This window comes from Mesorhizobium sp. BR1-1-3 (assembly GCF_020165455.1).
Taxonomy (GTDB): Bacteria; Pseudomonadota; Alphaproteobacteria; order Rhizobiales; family Rhizobiaceae; genus Mesorhizobium; species Mesorhizobium ciceri.
In genome coordinates this window covers 551,705-569,825 of the sequence record NZ_JAIUIC010000001.1, presented here as the reverse complement: position 1 = coordinate 569,825, position 18,121 = coordinate 551,705, and the positions used below count along the sequence as shown (strand labels likewise).

The window sequence follows — 18,121 nt, the reverse complement described above, 5'->3', positions numbered from 1 at the left end:
TCCCGGCACATTGGTCAAAAATCGCGGTGAAAGGCAAACCCGATCCCACCGTCTTTGCGCAAACCGGTGAATTTGTCATGAAGAGCCGATAGCCGGATATCGTCGCGCTTGGCGATAGAGCCCGCATGTAACAGGCTGATGTTGGCCGACATCCGCTGGGGTATGGTTTCATGTTGCAGAAAGGCCGGTATCTCCGTCGGGCTCTTGCCGCGAATCACCCGCTCGGCTAGTCCGAGCCCATGGGAAAAAGGCTTTTGCCGCCTGAAAATGGCGGTGGCGATCACATCGAGCCGGTCGATCTGAAGAAGGCGCTGGAAGAGCGCTATCTGGCCTATGCGCTGTCGACCATCATGCACCGGGCGCTGCCCGATGTGCGCGACGGACTGAAGCCGGTCCATCGCCGCATCATGCACGCCATGCGCCTGCTGCGGCTCAACCCCGATCAGGGCTTTGCCAAATGCGCCCGCATCGTCGGCGAGGTGATGGGCAAGTTCCACCCGCATGGCGACCAGTCGATCTATGACGCGCTGGTGCGGTTGGCGCAGGATTTCTCGATGCGTTATCCGCTGGTCGACGGGCAGGGCAATTTCGGCAACATCGACGGTGATAACGCCGCCGCCATGCGCTACACCGAAGCGCGCATGACCGATGTGGCGACCGAACTGTTGTCCGGCATCACCGAGGATGCCGTCGATTATCGGCCGACCTACAATGAAGAAGACGAGGAGCCGGTGGTTTTGCCCGGCGCCTTTCCGAACCTGCTGGCCAACGGCTCGTCCGGCATTGCGGTGGGCATGGCGACATCGATCCCGCCCCACAACGCCGCCGAGCTTTGCGATGCCGCACTTCACCTGATCGAAAACCGGGACGCGCCGGTGGCGAAGCTGATGGACTTTGTCCAGGGGCCGGATTTCCCGACCGGCGGCATCATCGTCGACAGCCGCGCCTCGATCCTCGAAGCCTACGAAACCGGTCGCGGTGGCTTTCGCGTGCGCTCGAAGTGGTTCCAGGAGGACCAGGGCAGGGGCACCTGGAGCATCGTTGTCACCGAAATCCCGTACGGCGTGCAGAAGGCGCGGCTGATCGAGAAGATCGCCGAGCTGCTGATGGCGCGCAAGCTGCCGCTGCTCGAGGACATCAGGGACGAAAGCGCCGAGGACGTCCGCGTCGTGCTGGTGCCGAAGAGCCGTTCGGTCGACCCCGGCATCCTGATGGAATCGCTGTTCAAGCTGACCGAGCTCGAAAGCCGCTTCCCGCTCAACATGAATGTGCTGTCGCGCGGCAAGGTGCCCAACGTGCTGTCGCTGAAGGGCGTGCTGCAGGAGTGGCTCGAGCACCGCCGCGAGGTTTTGGTCCGCCGCTCGAAACATCGCCTCGGCGAAATTGAAAGACGGTTGGAGATACTTGCCGGCTACCTGATCGCCTACCTCAACATCGACGAGGTGATCAGGATCATCCGCGAGGAGGATGAGCCAAAGCAGGTCATGATGGCCCGCTGGTCGCTCACCGACACCCAGGCCGAAGCCATCCTCAACATGCGGCTGCGCGCTCTGCGCAAGCTTGAAGAATTCGAGATCCGCAAGGAATTCGACGGCCTGAGCGCGGAGAAAAAGCAGATCGAGGCACTGCTTGCTTCAAACGAGAAGCAGTGGGCGACGATCAAGTGGGAAGTCACCAACATCCGCGACAAGTTCGGTCCGGAGACCGAGCTCGGCAAGCGCCGCACCCAGTTCGCCGACGCGCCCGAGCATGATCTGACCGACATCGCCCATGCCATGATCGAGCGCGAGCCGGTCACCGTCGTCGTCTCGGAAAAGGGCTGGCTGAGGGCGATGAAGGGGCATCTGGCCGATCTCTCGACGCTGACCTTCAAAGAGGGCGACAGCCTCAAGCTCGCCTTCCATGCGCAGACCACTGACAAGGTACTGGTCTTCACCACCGGGGGCAAGTTCTACACCATCGGCGCCGACCGGCTGCCTGGCGGGCGCGGCCATGGCGAGCCGATCCGCATCATCGTCGATATGGACAATGACCAGGACATCGTCACCGCCTTCGTTCACGATCCGAAGCGCAAGCTGCTGCTGGCCTCGCACGACGCCAACGGTTTTATCGTGCCGGAGGAGGAAGTCGTTGCCAACACCCGCAAGGGCAAGCAGGTGATGAACGTCAAGGCGCCGGACGAAGCCAAGCGCTGCATCCCGGTCACCGGCGACCATCTCGCCATCGTCGGCGAGAATCGCAAAATGCTGGTGTTCGCGCTCGCAGAGATTCCGGAGATGGGCCGCGGCAAGGGCGTGCGCCTGCAGAAATACAAGGACGGCGGCCTCCTCGATCTCAAGCCGTTCACGCTTGAGAGCGGCCTTTCCTGGCAGGATTCAGCCGACCGCACCTTCACAAGGTCGCGTGAGGAACTGGCCGAATGGATCGGCGCCAGGGCTTCAGCCGGACGCATGGTGCCGAAGGGATTCCCGAGGACGGGGAAATTTGGGTAGCTACGCGCCTTTTCCTTCCCCCCTTGTGGGGGAAGGTGGCCTCGCGAAGCGAGGTCGGATGAGGGGTGCTCCAGGGAACACCAACGCCTCACTCCGTCACGCACCCCTCATCCGTCTCGGCGCTGTCGCGCCGATCCACCTTCTCCCACAAGGGGAGAAGGAAGAGACGCGCCCATCTCATTTGGACTATCGTCACGATTGCTGCACTATATCAGTGCATAGACAGGAGGGGTGTTTGGGAGAGCCAGGCGTTTGAAGGAAGCGAAGATCCAGAAACCGGAACGGCAGCAGCGCCTCTTCGGCCTGTCGACGCCGCTCAGGGCAGCCGTCATCCCGCCGCTGTCGGCGGCACGCTGGCTGCTGGTGCTGATCGTTGCCGCCGGCGTCTATTTCTTCCACGGCTTCCTGTTTCCGGTGCTGGCGGCGCTCGTCATCGCTTTCGCCAGCTGGCCGCTCTACCGCCGCCTGCTTGTCGCGGTCGGCGGCAACCGCACCATCGCCGCGACCTTCGCCATCCTGTTCATCCTCGCCTTCCTGGTGATCCCGATCGCGCTCGCCGGCACCTATGCGATCAACGAGGTCCGCGAATGGGTCGCCTGGGCGATCGAGACCAACCGCCACGGCGCGGTGACGCCACACTGGATCGCCACCATGCCTGTCGTGGGCGAGTGGCTGAACGAACAGTGGACCACCAATTTCGGCCATCCCGGCGGCATTGGTGAGCTGATCCAGCTGGTCAGCGGCGCTAATATCGGCAGCATCTATCGCGGCGTGCTGGCCGCAGGCGGCAGTGCTTTCGGCCTGCTGTTGACGCTGCTGTTCATGATGATCGCGCTGTTCTTCGCCTATCGCGACGGCGAGCACTTTGCGGGCCAGGTCGACCGTCTCGGCGAGCGCATCCTGCCGACCAGATGGGAGCGGATTTCGCGCGTCGTGCCGGCGACGATCTCCTCGACCGTGACCGGCATGACCGTTATCGCCATCGGCGAGGGGCTGGTGCTGGGCATCGCCTACTGGCTGGCCGGCGTGCCGTCGCCGGTCACGCTTGGCGCCCTGACCGGCGTCATGGCGCTGATCCCCGGCGGCGCACCGCTGTCCTTCACGCTGGTCTCGATCTACCTCGCCGCCAGCGGCTCGCCGATGGCCGGGCTGGCACTGTTCCTCTGGGGGGCGGTCGAGCTGTTCATCGTCGACAAGACACTGCGTCCGAAGCTCGTCGGCGGGCCGATAAAACTGCCCTTCCTGCCGACCTTTTTCGGCCTGATCGGCGGCGTCAAGACTATGGGTTTCCTCGGCCTGTTCATCGGCCCGGTGCTTATGGCGCTGCTCGTGGCCATCTGGCGCGAATGGCTGCGCGAAGTGGAGCTGGCCGACGAGACGGCCGCCGATTCGGCGGCCGAAATCGAGTCCGGTCCGCAGATCGAGGTCCTGCCGGAATCCAATGCGGCGAAGAAAGCCAGCGCCTGATAACGACCGGCTTTGCGCCGTAAGCCGAATTGTCGCTAGACCGGGTGATGCACCGCGAAGTCGACCCGGCGCTTACGCCCTTCATGCAGCTGCCAGAGCGAGTGTGCGACGAGCGTGACGATCAGGATCCCGCCGCCGATCAGGCTGTTGCGGGTCGGTGCCTCGGCAAAGATCATCCACACCCAGACCGGCGCCAGCACCGTTTCGAGCAGGTAGAACATCGCCACTTCCGGTCCTGAAATGTATTTCGGCCCGGCGGCAAGGCAGAAGAACGAGATCGGCATTATGATGGCGCCGTTGAAGACGATCCACCATGGCGCGTTCACGTGAAAGCCTTCGCCTGTCACCATGAAGGCCGCCAGCCCAAGCGGCAGAAGCACCCCGACGAGCGAGGTGAATCCCATGTCCTTGCCACTGGCGCGCGAGATCGTGATGGCCACGGCGATGAAGAAGGCCGAGCAGAGCGCCATGAAATCGCCGAACAGCTTGCCGGTGCCGACGGAACCGCCGACGATGACCAGCACGCCGAAGATCATGATCAGCATCGCCGCGATGGTCACCAGCCGCGGCCTCTCGCGCAGGAATATCCAGGACAGCAACCCCGCGAACACGGTGTTGAAGGCCAGGATGAACACCAGGTCGGCGGTCGAGGTGTGATAGACGGCGGTGACGAAGGTGATCCCGGTCAGCCCGTAGCAGATCGCCACGATCAGTCCGGACCAGCCGGGGATGAGTGGCGGGGCATTTCGGCTCAATGCCCGCCAGATCGACCAGATGACCATCGCCGCGACGAATGTGGTGCCGGTGCGTAGCAGCATGATCGTCCATGCGCCGCCGTCGGCGAGCCGGATCAACGGTATGTCGACAGTCAGCGTCAGCCCGCCGATGGCGGTTATCAAAAGGCCTTTCTGGTGGTCATGGTGAGAGGACATGCAGGAACTTTCGCAATGAAGAGCAGGGCTGGCGGGCGGCCAGTGCAATGGCGTACTCTCTCCAGCCAACGGGCTGAAAGACCAGCATCCCTGCATTGAAACAGTTTAAGCGCGGATCGTGGAAAAACTCAGCGTGAAACCGCTTCGTTGGTGTAGCGCTCCCAGCCTTTGGGGCCGAGATGCTCCTGCGGCATGAAGCGCATCTTATAATTCATCTTGCGCGAGCCGTTGACCCAGTAGCCGAGGTAGACATGGGGCAGGCCCATCGCCCTGGCGCGGGCGATGTGGTCGAGGATCATGAACGTGCCGAGCGACCGTTCCTCGAAATCGGGGTTGAAGTAGGAATAGACCATCGACAGGCCGTCGGCCATCTTGTCGGTGAGCGCCACCGCGATCAACTCGCCCTGTCCCTTGCCGGTGATGAAGGTGTCAGGCCCGCGCCGCCGATATTCGATCACCTTGGTGTCGACATGGGTATCCTCGACCATCATCGCATAGTCGAGCACCGTCATGTCGGACATGCCGCCACGGCGGTGGCGGGCATCGAGGTAGCTGCGGAACAGGGAATATTGTTCGGTCGAGGGCTCGGCATTGTGCATGTAGCCGACGAGATCGGAATTGTGCTGCAGCACGCGTTTCATGTTGCGGCTGGCGACGAATTCCTGGGCGAGGATGCGTACCGAAACACAGGCGCGGCAGGTCTCGCAGGCCGGCCGGTAGGCGATGTTCTGCGAGCGCCGGAAGCCGCCTTGCGTCAAGAGGTCGTTCATCTCCGCCGCCTTGTCGCCGACCAGATGCGTGAACACCTTGCGCTCGAACTGGCCGTCGAGGTAGGGGCACGGCGACGGCGCGGTCAGGAAGAACTGCGGCGACTGGGTCGGATGCTGCGTCATCGAGCCTTGGAAACACTCCTTCGAATCGCTCTACCTTTGGCGCGGATGGCGAAAAATTCAACAGGATTATGTGGGCGCGGTCGACTCGACGCCTTCACATTTGTGCTCAATCGGTTGCGACTGCTCTTCAGAGGGCCGTTTCAGCGGTCGGTGCGGCTGACGACCGTGCCAAGCAAAAGATCGTGCAAGGTGCGTTTGCGGTCGGAAAACAGCGTCACCAGCAGCACAAGCGGCGACAGGATGACATTGCCGGCCCAAAATAGCACCGAATGGACGACCGCGGTGAGGCCGTCGATCGGCCGGCCGTCGAGCCGGTCGAGACGGATGCCCATCATCTTCATGCCCGTGGTGGCCTGGTCAGCGCTGCCCAACGTGTTCCAGATGTAGAGGATGGCCACAGTCGGCACCAGGACGCCGAACAGCATCCAGCCAAGGCCGAGGGTCAAAAGCCCGAGAAAGAACACCAGAATGGCAAACGGAATGGTGAGCAGCGCGACGATGATATAGTCGATCACAAAAGCCAGGATGCGCCTCGTGCGTACGCCGTCATAGGCCCTGACATCGTCGAGCCTGCTGGTGATGATTTCGCCGTCGAGAACGCGCGCGTTCATGTCATTTCCTCGTAACAAGGTCCGACATAGGGTGCGGACTGCTCAGCCATGAAATGGTGAAGGCCTGTGGCGGAATCAAGATCGCGCTTCCAGCGGTGCTCCAGCTTCGATGGCGTCGGGCCCGATGTGAACTGGTTGAATTTGCGGCGCGGATAGCATTAGCTTGTTGCGGCGCAGCAGAGCGCACAGGGGACGGGGCAATATGGACTACGACATGCTGGTCATCGGCAGCGGCCCTTCCGGCCGCCGTGCCGCGGTGCAGTCGGCCAAGCTCGGCAAGTCCGTGCTGGTGGTCGACCGCGGCCGGCGTCTGGGCGGTGTCTCGGTGCATACCGGGACCATCCCATCGAAAACGCTGCGCGAAACGGTGCTCAATCTTTCGGGCTGGCGCGAGCGCGGCTTCTACGGGCGCGGCTACCGCGTCAAGCAGGATATTTCGGTCGGCGATCTGGTCGAGCGCCTGCACAAGACGCTCGACCATGAGGTCGAGGTGCTGCAGCACCAGTTCATGCGCAACACGGTCAAGAGCGCTCGCGCCGCGGTGAAATTCCTTGGTCCCAACAAGGTCAGCCTGACATCAGATGCCGGCGATTACAGCGAGGTCGGTTTTGCCAACGCGCTGATCGCGGTCGGCACTAGGCCGCACCGCCCGCGCGACGTGCCTTTCGACAAGACCCGCGTCTTCGACAGCGACGAGATGCTGGAGCTTGATCGCTTGCCGCGCACGCTGACCGTGATCGGCGCCGGCGTCATCGGCGTCGAATATGCGACGATCTTTTCCGCGCTCGACGTGCCGGTAACCTTGGTCGAGCCGCGCAACTCCATCCTCGATTTCGTCGACCGCGAGATCGTCGACGATTTCATCCACCAGATGCGCGATCGCGGCATGACCATCCGGCTGGGCAGCGCGGTGAAGGAGATCCGCTCCAAGCCGGACGCCGCCGAAGTGGAACTGGCCGATGGCCGCACCATCCGTTCCGAGGTTGTGCTCTACGCCGCCGGCCGCACCGGCAATGTCGGCAGCCTGGGCCTGGATGTCGTCGGCATCGACGCCGACTCCAGAGGGCGCATCAAGGTCGATCCGCAATCCTTCCAGACCAGCGTGCCCAACATCTATGCCGCCGGCGACGTCATCGGCTTTCCGAGCCTGGCCTCGACTTCGATGGAGCAGGGCAGGGTGGCCGCCTGCCATGCCTTTGGAGTGCCCTTGCCGCCGCCGCCGGAAACCTTCCCCTATGGCATCTATGCGGTGCCGGAAATCTCGACGGTCGGCCAGTCCGAAGAACAGGTGCGTGAGAGCGGTGCGGCCTACGAGGTCGGCGTGGCGCGTTTTCGCGAGACCTCGCGCGGCCACATCATGGGCGTCAACACCGGCTTCCTGAAGCTGCTGTTTTCGATCGAAACGCGCCGTCTGCTCGGCGCGCACATCATCGGCGAGGGCGCCACCGAGCTCATCCACATCGGCCAGGCGGTGATCAATCTCGGCGGCACCGTCGACTTCTTCGTCAACAACACCTTCAACTATCCAACGCTCGCCGAAGCCTACAAGATCGCCGGGCTGGATGCCTGGAACCGGATGGGAAGAGGGTAGGCCGGCTGGTCGTGGCGGCGAGCCTGTCAGCCTGCCTGCGCCACCGCCGCCGGTCCCGCCAGCCATTGCCTGACGATTGCCGCGTCGGCGCTGCCGAATTCATGACCTGACGGGACAATCCTGGCGTCGATCTCGGCGCCATGCCGACTGAGCAATGTCACCAGAGCAGGGGCGAAAGGCGCATAGGTGAGGTCGGCGGCGCCGGCGATCATCAGCACCCGCACCTTTGACAGATCCGTCGCCGGCACATCATCGAGCACCGGCATCGGTCGCAGCAGCGCGGCGCGTTCGACAAGGCCCGGATGCAGCAGCATCAGGCTCGAAACCAGATTGGCGCCGTTCGAATAGCCGAGGAAAATTGTGCGCGAGAGGTCGAGATGATGGCGTGTGGCCGCGTCAGCGACGAAGCCCGCAAAGGCCTCGGTTTCGGTGCGGATGCTCGCCTGTTCGAAGCGCGTCGGCGTGATCCGCGCGAACCAGCGGAAACCATCCTCCTGGACAACGCGGCCACGCACCGCGACGAGCGTGGCACGCGGTGCGATCTCTCGCGCCAGCGGCACCAATGTCGTCTCGTCGACACCCGACCCATGCAGCAGGAAGAAGCAGTCGCCCGTTGAATCCGCCGCGCCGTAAAGCCGGTAGTGGAAGGCGAGATCACGCCGCAACGCACCATCTTGTGAGGTCTCGTCGATCATCGACCATCCTCTTGATTATATGACGTTTCGCTCAATTTGCCGGCTTCAAAACGCAATATTTTCAAGCTCCGCGAAAGTTGATTGAACCGGGCGCATTACAGTCCGTTTCTCCGCCGATAACATCCTTCGGGAGGAATCGAAGCGGTGCGCCGGGGGTCGCATTGCCGGTATGAACAACCAGCTTTGAGGCCTTTTTGTCGATGACCACCCAGATTTCCCCGGACCGCGATGCGCGTGTCCCAGACCGCGAGGCGCGTGTCCCGGACCGCACTGAGCGCGACACGCGCATCGATGTGATCCGTGCTCTCGCCTTGTTGACCATCTATGTCGACCATGTGCCGGGTACCGCCTTCGAGTATCTGACATACAAGAATTTCGGCTTTTCGGATGCGGCGGAGGTCTTCGTGCTGATCTCGGGAATCTCGGTCGCGCTCGCCTACGGCAAGAAATTCCAGCCTGGAAACCGGCTGCTGGCAACTTTGAAGATGTTGCGCCGCGCCGGTGTGCTTTATGCCACCCACATCGTCACCACCATGGTGGTGATGGCCATTTTCTGCGCTGCGGCGGTGTTTGCCAGGCGGCCGGAGCTTTTGACGATGATCAACATCGAGCCGTTGATCAAGAATACGCCGCAGGTGCTGATCGGCATCGTGACGCTGGGCCACCAACTTGGGTACAACAACATCCTGCCCGTCTATGCGGTGCTGCTCTTGCTGGCGCCGCTGTTCCTGCTCATTGTCAGCTATCGGCCGGTCCTGGCACTGGTGGCATCCGGCGCCCTGTGGCTGGTCGCGGGGATTTATCAGATTGCTCCGCCCAACTACCCCGAGCCCGGCTTCTGGTTTCTCAACCCGCTGTCGTGGCAGTTCCTTTTCAACATCGGCCTGGCGGGGACGCTGCATGTGCGTCGCGGCGGCACCATCCCGGTCAATCGCTGGCTGGTTGGGGCGGCCTTGGCCTACACCGTTGTGGCCCTGGTCTGGGTGCACAGCCCGCTCTGGGGGCATATCTCCTGGTTTGGCCTGCCTCCGGTGCTGACCGGTTTCGACAAGACGTTCCTGTCGCTGCCGAGGCTCCTGCATATACTCGCAGTGAGCTACCTGATCGTGGCATTCCCGGCGATCTCGAATCTGTTTCGCACCGGGCGCGATCATCCGCTTGCCATATTGGGCAAACGATCGCTGCCGGTTTTCATTGCCGGCACGGTGCTTGCAATGGCGGCGCAGGTGCTGAAGCTGATCAATCCGGGCGGATTTGCCTATGACAGCCTGTTGATATCGGCCGGCATCGTCATGCAGTTCGCGCTCGCCTACTATCTCGAATGGCTATCGGGCCTTGGCTGGTCCGCCAAAAGCAGGCCGGCTCACAGCGCCGCATCGCCCGTCCATGCTGCATCCTTCGCGATGCCGGGCATGGCGACAAGAATGGGCCGTTGAGCTCAGGTGGGCGAGGGGCCGGATGAGGCCCGCACCACGAGTTCGACCGGCAGCGATTGCCGGCTGAACGAACCATCATTTTCAAGGATCGCCTTGACGGCAAGGCGGCCCATCTCGGCGATCGGCTGGACGATCGTGGTCAGCGGCGGCTTGGAAACCGCCCCTTCCGGAACACCGTCGAAGCCGACGACAGAAACATCGCCCGGTACCGCAATGTCGTGCTGCCGCAGCCAGTCCAGCGCATGGAGCGCCATCCTGTCCGACATCGCCAGGATGGCTGTCGGCGCCTCGGCACCGGCGAAAATATGGTCGAGGCCGGCCCACACGCTCTTCTCGTCATTGACGGTCTCGTAGATCGGCACACGCGAGACGTCGATGTCGACGCGGGAGAGTTCCGCGAAATAGCCACGCAAGCGGTCCCGCGTAGCGGAATAGAGGGCCATTTCCACCTGCTCCCTTGTGGTAGGGCCGAAGCCTGCGTCGGCACAGGGCAGGGTAAGCACGGCAAAGCGGCGATGTCCGAGTTCGGTCAGGTGGCGGGCCGCCAGGCCGGCACCGGCGATGTTGTCGACGCCGATCGCCGCGACCGCATCGTCGTCGTCCGAATCGAGATCGAGCGCCACAAAGGGGAGCTTGCGTTCGCGCGCCAGTTGGACCAGCTTTGAGCCGCCATCGACACAGAAGACGATGAAGCCATCGACCAGCGCACTCTGGATGTTCCACGCCAGCTGCTCGCCATTGACGGCGGAGACCAGCGAAATCCCCGCACCGGTCGCGTCACAAGCCTGCGAGATGCTGGCCATCATCACCCGGGCAAAGGGATCGTCGAAGAAATAGGAGAGGGGTTCCGCGGTCGCGACACCGATGGCATTGACCTTGCCGGCGCGCAGCAGCCGGCCCTTGGGATCCGGTCCGCCATATCCCATGGCCTCGGCTGCCGCCTTGACCCGTTCACGGACCTCCTCGCGCACGATCTCCGGACGGGCGAAGACGTTGGACGCGGTGCCGTGCGACACGCCGGCTGCCTTGGCAATGTCCGCCAGCCGGACCGGTCTTGTCTTTGCAGAGATAAGTGGCGCCATCTTCGTCTCCTGAATTCTTCCCATTTAACACTTTCGTTGGATCGGTTCAAATTTTGGCTTGATCGAGGCTTCGATAGGGCCTATGTTTGAATCGATCCAAGGAAACGCCTGCTGGCAGAATTGGATCGATTCAACATCAAGTAGGGAGTTGTGTCATGCATCCCGTCAATTTTCTGTTCGAAGACATTTACCGCAACGACTGGAGCATCTCGTCGAACACCGCGACGCAGAAGCGCCGCGGCAAAACCAGTCCATGGGTCCGCGAGTTGCGGTTCCTTGTGGAGCGCAAGCGGAGCTGATCGGGGTCGGTTTTTCGTACCTCTCGATTGGATCGATTCAAGCGCTGAAAGGAGCGCACATCATGCATCCCGTGAGCTATCTATTTGAAGACATCTATCGCAACTATTGGGGCATCGCGCCGGCTTCCGAACGGCCGGAGCGGCGTCGGTTGGCAAGGCTGCGGCGGCGCAATCGCGAATTGCTCATCCAGCCCGAGTCCAGGCAGGACTAACGGCCCGGCAAATGGGCGGGGGTCTGTTTATCGGGCAAGGCGCCCAGAGGCGTTCAGGAGCGTGCGCGCACCAGCGCCGAGGCAGCGATCGCCAGCCAGCCGGCAATGAGCAGCGTGCCGCCGATCGGCGCCGACAGCGGGAATAGCCGCGAGCCCAGAAAATCGCGGGCCAGCAGATCGCCGCAGAACAGCAGAAGCCCAACCAGCAGGATCAGGCTGCCGATGCGCAGGATCCGGTTCGCGCCAAGCAATCCGGCGGCAAGGAAGACCGGCGCATGCATCAGCAGGAACGATGCGGCGTTGCCAACGAAGGCGCCGCCGAGATGCGCCGCCGCGGCCGACAGCGCCACGCCGGCAGCACCGCAGAGGCCTCCGGCCAGGACGAGGATACGGCTGCTGTCGTCGGAAGGTCGTTCGGCTGTGCTCATGTTTGGGGCTCCGTGACGCCCAACCCCGTCAGGGCTTGCCGGGGTGGGCAAGCATGTCCTGCTCGCGGCGTGACTGTGCCAGCCAGTTATACACCGCGCCGCCGGCCATCAAGACGGATGTGCCCAGAAACACCGAACGCATGCCGAAATGACCACCGGCAAAGCCGCCCAGCAAGGGGCCGGCGACTTGCCCGACATATTGGGCGGAGATCGACAGCCCGAGCACATTGCCGCCGACCCCATCGGGAACATTGTGGCGGATCACGCTGGTGATGCAGGGCAACAGCCCGCCCAGCGCCAGACCCATCAGGAAGCGCAGGCCGATGAGTTGCCAGCTCTGCGTGACGAAGGCCTGCGGGATCAGCAGCAGCGCCGAGACGGCAAGCGCGCCGATGATGACGTTCCAGTGGCCGACGCGGTCGGCGAGCTTGCCCAGGCGCGAGGCCGACAGGATGGCGCCAAGGGCCGCCGCCGACATGACGACGCCTGATATCAGCGTGACGCGGCTCTGGTCCTCGATGAGCTGCTGCACATAGACGGTGATGATCGGCTCGATCGACATGGTGGCGAAGCTCAACAGCATGCCGGTCGCCAGCATGGCGACAACAGGCCGTTTGTCGGGGATTTGTGACCAGCCGCCTTTCCGCTTCTGCGTCGCTGCGGCGTCTGCTGTTTTCGGCCGGGGATTCTCCTTGATCAGAAACGTGGTCGCCAGGAATGCCAGGAAGATGACGCCGCCGGAGAGGAGAAAGGTGGCGCGGATGCCGATCAGCGGCGGCAGGGCGCCGCCAACCAGCGGACCGACCAGAGCCCCGCCCGTGATGCCGGCCGACAGCAGGCCCAACGCCCAGCCGGAACGCTCCTTCGGGGTCTGCATGGCGACGAGGATGGTCGATCCCGAGGAGTAGCCGCCGGCAAAGCCGATGAGCAGCCGCAGCAGCACCAGCTGCCAGACCGTCTGCACCATGCCGGTCAGCGACATGCATATGGCCATGCCGAAGCTGGCGCGAACCAGCATCACCTTGCGGCCATAGCGGTCGCCGAGACGTCCCCAGAGCGGCGCCACCAGCGCCGCCGCGAAGAACGTCGCGCCATAGGCAATCCCCGACCATTGCACGATCGCCGCGTGACCCTCGGCACCCAGCTGCTCGATATAGAGCGGCAGGAACGGCAGAAGCAGCGTCATGGCGACAAGCGTCGAAAACGAACCGGCGAAGCACACGAACAGATTGCGCCGCCAGTGGATGTTGTAGGTGCTGTCGGTCGCCGGGGGCGTGCTCTGCTGCATGTCGTATGTCCTGTCCCAGCAACTCTTTTATCGATGCTTGCTGCGGATACCAATTTGGGATACCAAGATGGTGCACGTCATGGACGCAAGCTTGGCCGCTGTCAATGCAGCCTGTCGAACGTGATCGGCAAGACGATCGCAAACGGCCAAAAGATGGAAACGACAATGTCGCAGATGCACAGCGTCGAAAAACAGCTTCGGCAGATGATCCTGGGCCTCGAGATCGGTCCCGGCGAAAAGCTGACCGAGCGCTGGATCGAGAGCCGTTTCGGTGCATCGCGAACCCCGGTCAGGGCAGCACTTCTGCGGCTCGAGACCGAGGGGCTGGTCGGCAGGGACGGGCGCGGCTGGACGGTGTCGCCGATCAATCTGGCTGAACTCGAGCAGATCGCCGTCTACAGGGAGGCGGTCGAGGTTGCGGCAGTTCGCCTGACATGCAGCCTGGCGGACCGGAGCGCCATCGATGTCATCGAGGCGATGCTCGAATCCTGCGACAACGACACGCCGCGCGAGGAATGGCATCGCGTCGGCATGGATTTTCACATCGAACTGGCGCGTCTGTCAGGCAATGAATTCCTGTTCCGGGCGGTCCGCGATGCCATGACGCGCCTGTCACGGGCGCGGTGGCTGGAGGTTCGCGACGAAGCGGCCCTCAGCCGCGCCTGGGCCGAACATCGCGCCATACTGGCGGCGGCACGCCGTGGCGACGCCGATGAAGCTGCGCGCCTGCTCTCGGTCCACATCGTCGGCAGCCGCGACCGGCTGGTGACGTCGCTCGCCAACGATCGGCGCGGTCTTCGCGCCAGAGGCTTTGCCGTCGTTGCTGCTTAAGGCGGATGAAGGGGCGCAAAGCGGCGTCTGGACGTGTGCGCACTTTCGCCCTCGCTTCGCAGACGCCGATGGCGTAAGGAGCGGCGATGGAAAACAACCGATTTGAAACACCTGTGACTGTGAAGTCAGTCGCGGCGGGAAGCACTCAGCTCTTGCGCACGGCGCGTGAGGCTTCCGACTACCTCCTCAACAGCTGGCCCGGCAAGCGCAGCCCCAAGCATCGCGCGGCCCTGCAGGCCTGCCATGACGCACTCGCCGGCGACAAGCCGGCGATGAACGCCAGGCGCGCCTTCATTGCGGCGGCGCGCGAAGTGGACGTCTTTGTCAGCGACAAGGCGCCGGCCTGACACAAGGCGACATCCGAGGCGGCAATCCGGATTGAGGCACGGCCCGCATCTGCGGGCCTTTTGCCGTCACTTTGCCGTTTCGGTTTCGGCTTCAGTCTCGTCTTCGGGCTTCGAACGTTCCCTCGCTGCAACCTTGGCTGCCAGCTTCTCGGCCTTCTTGGCCGCCTTCTGGCGGTCGCGTTCCTTGCGTTCCTGATCGTAGTTTGGTGGTCGCGCCATATCGGCTCCTTTTTCACTGCCTCGCGGCTCTGGTCCTGCCTAGGAGCATTAGCCGTCAAACACAACAGCTGAAGCGATAGTGCGTCGATGATGGCCAGGCTTGCAAGATGCGCGCCGCAATGATGGGGCCACGCCCATCATTGCGGCGGCGATACCTATCGCCATCGATTTGCCGATCAGATGCCGCTTCGGTCAATCACCAGATCGGCGGCACCAAAGCGGTCCTTTGCCGTCAGCTGCTGGTGCCAGTAGGGATAGAGCAGGGGCGGCCGGCTGACCGCGTCGAGGCGCTCGCGCTCCTCGCCCGAAAGCACCAGGCTTGCCGCCGCGATGTTGTCCAGGAACTGCGTTTCCGTCCTGCCGCCGATCACCAGGGAACTGATGGACGGCCGGCCAAGCAGCCAGGCCAGCGCCACCTGCGCTGCCGACACGCCGCGCTGCGCGCCGATCTCCACAAGCACATCGACGATCCGCCACAGCCGGTCCTCGTCGCGGATCGGTGGTTCCGACCAGCCCGCGAGTTGGCGGGCGGTGGGGCTGTCACGGCGGTATTTGCCGGACAGCAATCCGCCGGCAAGCGGGCTCCAGACCAGAACGCCCAGCCCCTGGTCGACGGAAATCGGCAGCAGTTCGTACTCCGCTTCGCGCGCTTCCAGCGTGTAGTGGATCTGCTGCGTGATGAAGCGCGGCTGATGACGGCTGTCGCTGATGCCGAGCGCCTTCATCACCTGCCAGCCGGAATAGTTGGAGCAGCCGACATAGCGGATCTTGCCCTGGGCAACCAGCGTGTCGAGCGCGCCGATGGTTTCCTCCAGCGGCGTCACGCCATCCCATTCGTGCAGGAAATAGATGTCGATGACGTCGGTCTTGAGCCGCTTCAGGCTCTTCTCGCATTCCCGAATCAGGTGATGGCGCGACAGGCCTTCGTCGTTTGGACCTTTGCCGATCCGCATCCGTGCCTTGGAGGCGATCAGCACGTGGCCCTTGCGCTTGCCGCCGAGCGCTTCGCCGATGATTTCTTCGGAAATGCCGTTCGAATAGACATTGGCGGTGTCGATGACATTGATGCCGGCGTCGATACAGAGATCGATCATCCGGCGCGCTTCGTCGAGATCGGTCTTGCCGACCGCCGAAAAAGCACCGGCGCCACCGAACGTCATGGTCCCCATGGTCAGTGTCGATACTTTCAGGCCGGAACGGCCGAGGGTGCGGTATTCCATGTCGTCCTCGCGATTGCATTGGGAAAGGGCTGGGGAGGGCCGCCCGAAAGTGGCCGCTATTTGTAGGACAATTTGGGCGACGTGTCTCCATGCCAGCGCGGCGGATCGATCATGCCTGGCTGGACCGACAGCGGTGGTGACCATGCTCGCGCTGCAATAAAACCGTCATTGCAGGCCTATATGGAAGTCGGCTCAGGTGTTGCCGTTCCCGGGCTGTAGGCCGGGAGTTTGGGGCGCCGGACGTGGATCGACAGAGCTTGCAAGTGGAGCAGCCGATAATGACCGAGCTAAAACAGAATTCTCCGGCCAGGGATTGGCTTGAAGCCGAGCTCGCCGACACGCTTGACGAAGACTATGAGCTCGAAATGTCGGAGCCGGCGCTGTCGATGGAGATCGCCAAGATCTACAAGAACTCGCATCCGCCTTCGATCGATCGCATGCAGTATTTTCGCGACCTGATCACCCTGCAGTCCGAATTGATCAAGCTGCAGTCCTGGGTCGCCCACCACAAGAAGAAGCTGGTGGTGATCTTCGAGGGACGCGATTCGGCCGGCAAGGGCGGTGTCATCAAGCGCATCACCCAGCGCCTCAACCCGCGCATCTGCCGTGTCGTCGCACTGCCGGCGCCGACGGAGCGCGAAAAGTCGCAATGGTATTTCCAGCGCTATGTCCCGCATCTGCCGGCCGGCGGCGAGATCGTGCTGTTCGACCGCTCATGGTACAACCGCTCGGGCGTCGAGCGGGTGATGGGCTTTGCCCAGCCCGATCAGGTCGAAGAATTCTTCCACGACGTGCCGGAATTCGAGCGCATGCTGGTCCGCTCGGGCATCACCGTGGTCAAATACTGGTTCTCGATCACCGACGAGGAACAGCAGATGCGCTTCCTGATGCGCATCCACGATCCGATGAAACAGTGGAAACTGTCGCCGATGGACCTGCAGTCGCGCGTGCGCTGGGAGCAGTACACCAAGGCCAAGGAAGAGACCTTCGCCCGCACCAACATCCCGGAAGCGCCCTGGTTCATCGTCGAGGGCAACGACAAGAAACGCGCGCGGCTGAACTGCATCGACCATCTGCTCAAGCAGCTGCCTTACGAGGAAGTGCCGCACGAGGAGATCACTTTGCCGGAGCGCGTCTTCAACCCCGAATACGAACGCCAGGTGCTGCCGCGCGAGCTCTACGTGCCGGAGAAGTATTGAGGCAGACGAAGCTGCGATCTCCCCCACGAGGGGAGAGATTGGCTCTCCACCTTACGCCCGCTTGATGGTGACGTGCGTTGCGAGCGGGGTCGCCACCTGCTCGCTGCAGATATAGCCGAGCTTGAGCATGTCCAGGCCGGCAAAAAGGTTCTCGCCCGTGCCCAGCAGCACCGGCGCGATCGCCAGATGCATCTCGTCGATCAGTTTTTCCTGCAGATATTGCCGTATGGTGGCGACGCCGCCGCCGACCCGCACATCCTTGCCGCCAGCGGCAGCCTTGGCCTGTTCAAGAGCTGAATGGATGCCGTCGACGACGAAGTGGAAAGTGGTGCCGCCCTCCATCGTGATCGGTTCCCGCTTGTGATGGGTCAGCACGAAAACCGGCACATGATAGGGCGGGTTGTCGCCCCACCAGCCTTTCCAGCTGTCGTCAGGCCATTCGCCGCGGATCGGTCCGAACATGTTGCGGCCGAGGATCCAGGCGCCGACATTTTCGAAGCTGCGCGCCGCGAACGCCTCGTTGACGTCGGTGGTGCCGCCGTCTTGTCCGAGCACCATCTCGCGGAAGGTGCGGGTGTCGACAAACCACTTGTGCAAGGATTCCCCACCGACGCCGAGCGGATTTTGCAGATCCTGATCGGGACCGGCGCCATAGCCGTCGAGCGATAGGGTGAAAGCGTTAACGCGAAGTTTGGACATGCGAGCCTCCTCGATAACCGATTGTGTTTTGCAAGCAGTTTTTTGTAACAAACCGATTGTGAATTGCAAGCGGTATTTTCAAGCTCAAACGGAGCCCACGCAACGGTCAAGTGGCCCTCGCTATGGATTCCCCGGCCAAGAGCCGGAAACTGGTATGGATGTCGAAGCGGATTGGCCGAC

The 18,121-nt window shown here is 62.8% G+C and carries 20 protein-coding genes; 9 read left to right on the top strand and 11 right to left on the bottom strand.

Translation table 11 applies throughout. From position 1 onward, the window contains the following. Positions 1-14 precede the first annotated feature (14 nt). On the bottom strand, positions 15-284 hold the full coding sequence (locus LB559_RS02880) for a hypothetical protein (RefSeq protein ID WP_127423385.1): 270 nt from the start codon (positions 282-284) through the stop codon (positions 15-17). On the opposite strand from LB559_RS02880, the gene parC reads away from it, so the two are divergent. Next, the gene (parC, locus tag LB559_RS02875; RefSeq protein WP_024504699.1) at positions 240-2,492 is read left to right on the top strand and encodes a DNA topoisomerase IV subunit A; all 2,253 of its coding nucleotides are present in this window, start codon (positions 240-242) and stop codon (positions 2,490-2,492) included. The genes LB559_RS02880 and parC overlap by 45 nt on opposite strands. A gap of 252 nt (positions 2,493-2,744) precedes the next feature. Beyond that, positions 2,745-3,959: an AI-2E family transporter gene (locus LB559_RS02870; protein WP_224672991.1), complete on the top strand. Its 1,215-nt coding sequence runs from the start codon at positions 2,745-2,747 to the stop codon at positions 3,957-3,959. 35 nt (positions 3,960-3,994) lie between these two features. On the opposite strand, the gene LB559_RS02865 is transcribed toward LB559_RS02870, so the two are convergent. The 3 genes from LB559_RS02865 to LB559_RS02855 all read right to left on the bottom strand — a co-directional run bounded on the left by LB559_RS02865 (position 3,995) and on the right by LB559_RS02855 (position 6,395). Beyond that, positions 3,995-4,891 (bottom strand): DMT family transporter, encoded by an 897-nt coding sequence (locus tag LB559_RS02865; RefSeq protein WP_224672990.1) that lies wholly within the window; start codon positions 4,889-4,891, stop codon positions 3,995-3,997. A gap of 128 nt (positions 4,892-5,019) precedes the next feature. After that, a complete protein-coding gene (locus LB559_RS02860) occupies positions 5,020-5,784 on the bottom strand; it encodes an arginyltransferase (RefSeq protein ID WP_013532274.1) in 765 nt (254 codons plus the stop codon). A gap of 140 nt (positions 5,785-5,924) precedes the next feature. After that, on the bottom strand, positions 5,925-6,395 hold the full coding sequence (locus LB559_RS02855) for an RDD family protein (RefSeq protein ID WP_127366113.1): 471 nt from the start codon (positions 6,393-6,395) through the stop codon (positions 5,925-5,927). A 202-nt stretch (positions 6,396-6,597) separates the two neighbouring features. On the opposite strand from LB559_RS02855, the gene sthA reads away from it, so the two are divergent. Beyond that, the gene (sthA, locus tag LB559_RS02850) at positions 6,598-7,986 is read left to right on the top strand and encodes a Si-specific NAD(P)(+) transhydrogenase (protein ID WP_013532272.1); all 1,389 of its coding nucleotides are present in this window, start codon (positions 6,598-6,600) and stop codon (positions 7,984-7,986) included. Positions 7,987-8,012: 26 nt separating this feature from the next. Here the strand turns inward: sthA and LB559_RS02845 are convergent, their stop codons facing one another. Continuing rightward, positions 8,013-8,681 (bottom strand): alpha/beta hydrolase, encoded by a 669-nt coding sequence (locus LB559_RS02845; RefSeq protein ID WP_224672989.1) that lies wholly within the window; start codon positions 8,679-8,681, stop codon positions 8,013-8,015. Between the two features lie 200 nt (positions 8,682-8,881). On the opposite strand from LB559_RS02845, the gene LB559_RS02840 reads away from it, so the two are divergent. Continuing rightward, the gene (locus LB559_RS02840) at positions 8,882-10,117 is read left to right on the top strand and encodes an OpgC family protein (protein ID WP_024504692.1); all 1,236 of its coding nucleotides are present in this window, start codon (positions 8,882-8,884) and stop codon (positions 10,115-10,117) included. Between the two features lie 2 nt (positions 10,118-10,119). Here the strand turns inward: LB559_RS02840 and LB559_RS02835 are convergent, their stop codons facing one another. Then, positions 10,120-11,199 (bottom strand): substrate-binding domain-containing protein, encoded by a 1,080-nt coding sequence (locus LB559_RS02835; RefSeq protein ID WP_063167760.1) that lies wholly within the window; start codon positions 11,197-11,199, stop codon positions 10,120-10,122. Positions 11,200-11,354: 155 nt separating this feature from the next. On the opposite strand from LB559_RS02835, the gene LB559_RS02830 reads away from it, so the two are divergent. Continuing rightward, positions 11,355-11,498 carry a hypothetical protein gene (locus LB559_RS02830; RefSeq protein WP_013532268.1) on the top strand — a complete coding sequence of 48 codons (144 nt, stop codon included), beginning with the start codon at positions 11,355-11,357 and terminating at the stop codon, positions 11,496-11,498. A gap of 62 nt (positions 11,499-11,560) precedes the next feature. After that, positions 11,561-11,710: a hypothetical protein gene (locus tag LB559_RS02825; RefSeq protein WP_013532267.1), complete on the top strand. Its 150-nt coding sequence runs from the start codon at positions 11,561-11,563 to the stop codon at positions 11,708-11,710. A gap of 53 nt (positions 11,711-11,763) precedes the next feature. Here LB559_RS02825 and LB559_RS02820 read toward each other — a convergent pair whose 3' ends face one another. Together LB559_RS02820 and LB559_RS02815 are read right to left on the bottom strand one after the other, a co-directional pair. After that, on the bottom strand, positions 11,764-12,138 hold the full coding sequence (locus LB559_RS02820) for a DUF423 domain-containing protein (protein WP_224672988.1): 375 nt from the start codon (positions 12,136-12,138) through the stop codon (positions 11,764-11,766). A 28-nt stretch (positions 12,139-12,166) separates the two neighbouring features. Continuing rightward, the gene (locus LB559_RS02815) at positions 12,167-13,426 is read right to left on the bottom strand and encodes a multidrug efflux MFS transporter (protein ID WP_013532265.1); all 1,260 of its coding nucleotides are present in this window, start codon (positions 13,424-13,426) and stop codon (positions 12,167-12,169) included. 165 nt (positions 13,427-13,591) lie between these two features. Here LB559_RS02815 and LB559_RS02810 point away from each other — a divergent pair, with 165 nt between their 5' ends. Together LB559_RS02810 and LB559_RS02805 are read left to right on the top strand one after the other, a co-directional pair. Beyond that, on the top strand, positions 13,592-14,257 hold the full coding sequence (locus LB559_RS02810) for a GntR family transcriptional regulator (protein ID WP_013532264.1): 666 nt from the start codon (positions 13,592-13,594) through the stop codon (positions 14,255-14,257). Between the two features lie 113 nt (positions 14,258-14,370). After that, positions 14,371-14,604, top strand: a complete 234-nt coding sequence (locus LB559_RS02805) for a DUF982 domain-containing protein (protein WP_244506945.1) — start codon at positions 14,371-14,373, stop codon at positions 14,602-14,604. A 66-nt stretch (positions 14,605-14,670) separates the two neighbouring features. Here LB559_RS02805 and LB559_RS02800 read toward each other — a convergent pair whose 3' ends face one another. Then, positions 14,671-14,823 (bottom strand): hypothetical protein, encoded by a 153-nt coding sequence (locus tag LB559_RS02800; RefSeq protein ID WP_013532262.1) that lies wholly within the window; start codon positions 14,821-14,823, stop codon positions 14,671-14,673. 176 nt (positions 14,824-14,999) lie between these two features. Next, on the bottom strand, positions 15,000-16,043 hold the full coding sequence (locus LB559_RS02795; RefSeq protein WP_224672987.1) for an aldo/keto reductase: 1,044 nt from the start codon (positions 16,041-16,043) through the stop codon (positions 15,000-15,002). Between the two features lie 278 nt (positions 16,044-16,321). On the opposite strand from LB559_RS02795, the gene ppk2 reads away from it, so the two are divergent. Beyond that, positions 16,322-17,242 (top strand): polyphosphate kinase 2, encoded by a 921-nt coding sequence (gene ppk2 / locus LB559_RS02790; RefSeq protein WP_013532260.1) that lies wholly within the window; start codon positions 16,322-16,324, stop codon positions 17,240-17,242. Positions 17,243-17,293: 51 nt separating this feature from the next. On the opposite strand, the gene LB559_RS02785 is transcribed toward ppk2, so the two are convergent. Beyond that, a complete protein-coding gene (locus LB559_RS02785; RefSeq protein ID WP_224672986.1) occupies positions 17,294-17,941 on the bottom strand; it encodes a dihydrofolate reductase family protein in 648 nt (215 codons plus the stop codon). Positions 17,942-18,121: the final 180 nt, after the last annotated feature.

What these genes read in the sequence shown, in the direction of transcription:
- LB559_RS02820 (WP_224672988.1), bottom strand. Translation starts at nt 12,138, where the DNA reads ATGAGCACAGCCGAACGACCTTCCGACGACAGCAGCCGTATCCTCGTC.
- LB559_RS02815 (WP_013532265.1), bottom strand. Translation starts at nt 13,426, where the DNA reads ATGCAGCAGAGCACGCCCCCGGCGACCGACAGCACCTACAACATCCAC.
- ppk2 (WP_013532260.1), top strand. Translation starts at nt 16,322, where the DNA reads ATGACCGAGCTAAAACAGAATTCTCCGGCCAGGGATTGGCTTGAAGCC.
- sthA (WP_013532272.1), top strand. Translation starts at nt 6,598, where the DNA reads ATGGACTACGACATGCTGGTCATCGGCAGCGGCCCTTCCGGCCGCCGT.
- LB559_RS02835 (WP_063167760.1), bottom strand. Translation starts at nt 11,199, where the DNA reads ATGGCGCCACTTATCTCTGCAAAGACAAGACCGGTCCGGCTGGCGGAC.
- parC (WP_024504699.1), top strand. Translation starts at nt 240, where the DNA reads ATGGGAAAAAGGCTTTTGCCGCCTGAAAATGGCGGTGGCGATCACATC.
- LB559_RS02810 (WP_013532264.1), top strand. Translation starts at nt 13,592, where the DNA reads ATGTCGCAGATGCACAGCGTCGAAAAACAGCTTCGGCAGATGATCCTG.
- LB559_RS02845 (WP_224672989.1), bottom strand. Translation starts at nt 8,681, where the DNA reads ATGATCGACGAGACCTCACAAGATGGTGCGTTGCGGCGTGATCTCGCC.
- LB559_RS02785 (WP_224672986.1), bottom strand. Translation starts at nt 17,941, where the DNA reads ATGTCCAAACTTCGCGTTAACGCTTTCACCCTATCGCTCGACGGCTAT.
- LB559_RS02795 (WP_224672987.1), bottom strand. Translation starts at nt 16,043, where the DNA reads ATGGAATACCGCACCCTCGGCCGTTCCGGCCTGAAAGTATCGACACTG.
- LB559_RS02840 (WP_024504692.1), top strand. Translation starts at nt 8,882, where the DNA reads ATGACCACCCAGATTTCCCCGGACCGCGATGCGCGTGTCCCAGACCGC.
- LB559_RS02825 (WP_013532267.1), top strand. Translation starts at nt 11,561, where the DNA reads ATGCATCCCGTGAGCTATCTATTTGAAGACATCTATCGCAACTATTGG.
- LB559_RS02830 (WP_013532268.1), top strand. Translation starts at nt 11,355, where the DNA reads ATGCATCCCGTCAATTTTCTGTTCGAAGACATTTACCGCAACGACTGG.
- LB559_RS02855 (WP_127366113.1), bottom strand. Translation starts at nt 6,395, where the DNA reads ATGAACGCGCGCGTTCTCGACGGCGAAATCATCACCAGCAGGCTCGAC.
- LB559_RS02800 (WP_013532262.1), bottom strand. Translation starts at nt 14,823, where the DNA reads ATGGCGCGACCACCAAACTACGATCAGGAACGCAAGGAACGCGACCGC.
- LB559_RS02860 (WP_013532274.1), bottom strand. Translation starts at nt 5,784, where the DNA reads ATGACGCAGCATCCGACCCAGTCGCCGCAGTTCTTCCTGACCGCGCCG.
- LB559_RS02865 (WP_224672990.1), bottom strand. Translation starts at nt 4,891, where the DNA reads ATGTCCTCTCACCATGACCACCAGAAAGGCCTTTTGATAACCGCCATC.